Here is a 1,091-nt window from a genome sequence, read left to right as displayed (position 1 = left end):
ACGAGCGGCACCGTCGCCTGGCTGTAGGCGAAGAGCAGCTTGGCGCCGTGCTTGATCAGCCCGCCATATTCCTGCGCGGTGCCGGGCAGGAAGCCCGGCACGTCGACGAAGGTCACGATCGGGATCGAGAACGCGTCGCAGAAGCGCACGAAGCGCGCCGCCTTGCGCGAGGCGTCCGCGTCGAGGACGCCCGCCAGCACCATCGGCTGGTTGGCCACGACGCCGACCGTGCGGCCCTCGATCCGGCCGAAGCCCGTGATGATGTTGCGCGCATACGCCGCCTGGATCTCGAACAGGTCGCCCTCGTCGACGACGCGGCGGATCAGCTCGCCCATGTCGTAGGGCTTGTTGGGGTTGTCGGGGATCAGGGTGTCGAGGCTGCGGTCGAGGCGGGCGGGATCGTCGAAGCTCGCGATCTGCGGCACGCCGGCCTGGTTGTTGGCCGGCAGGAAGTCCATCAGGCGGCGGATCTGCAACAGCGCCTCGACGTCGTTCTCGTAGGAGCCGTCGGCGATCGAGGACCTTGTGGTGTGGACCTTGGCGCCGCCGAGCTCCTCGGCGGTGACGACCTCGTTGGTGACGGTCTTGACCACGTCGGGTCCGGTCACGAACATGTAGCTGGTGTCGCGGACCATGAAGATGAAGTCGGTCATGGCCGGCGAGTAGACGTCGCCGCCGGCGCAGGGTCCCATGATGACCGAGATCTGCGGGATGACGCCGGACGCCGTGACGTTGCGCTTGAAGACCTCGCCGTAGCCGCCGAGCGCCGCGACGCCCTCCTGGATGCGGGCGCCGCCGGCATCGAACAGGCCGATGATCGGGGCGCGCATCTTGAGGGCCATGTCCTGGACCTTGATGATCTTCTGGGCATGCGCCTCGGAGAGCGATCCGCCGAAGACCGTGAAGTCCTTGGAGAAGACGAAGACGGTGCGGCCGTTGATGGTGCCCCATCCGGTGACGACGCCGTCGCCCGGGATCTTCTGGCGCTCCATGCCGAAGTCGATCGAGCGGTGCTGGACGAACATGTCGAACTCCTCGAACGACCCCGAGTCGAGGAGGAGCTCGATGCGCTCGCGCGCCGTGAGCTTGCC

Annotated in this window: 1 protein-coding gene; it reads right to left on the bottom strand. The window is 67.4% G+C overall.

What is annotated here, in order from left to right; translation table 11 throughout:
- Nucleotides 1-1,091, bottom strand: a 1,091-nt coding sequence (locus EU555_RS35950) for an acyl-CoA carboxylase subunit beta (RefSeq protein WP_135420168.1), incomplete at both ends; no start/stop codon positions are given.

Source organism: Methylobacterium nonmethylotrophicum (genome assembly GCF_004745635.1).
Lineage (GTDB): Bacteria > Pseudomonadota > Alphaproteobacteria > Rhizobiales > Beijerinckiaceae > Methylobacterium > Methylobacterium nonmethylotrophicum.
Note: the sequence above shows the minus strand (reverse complement) of the source record. Positions and strands in the feature narration are given on the sequence as shown.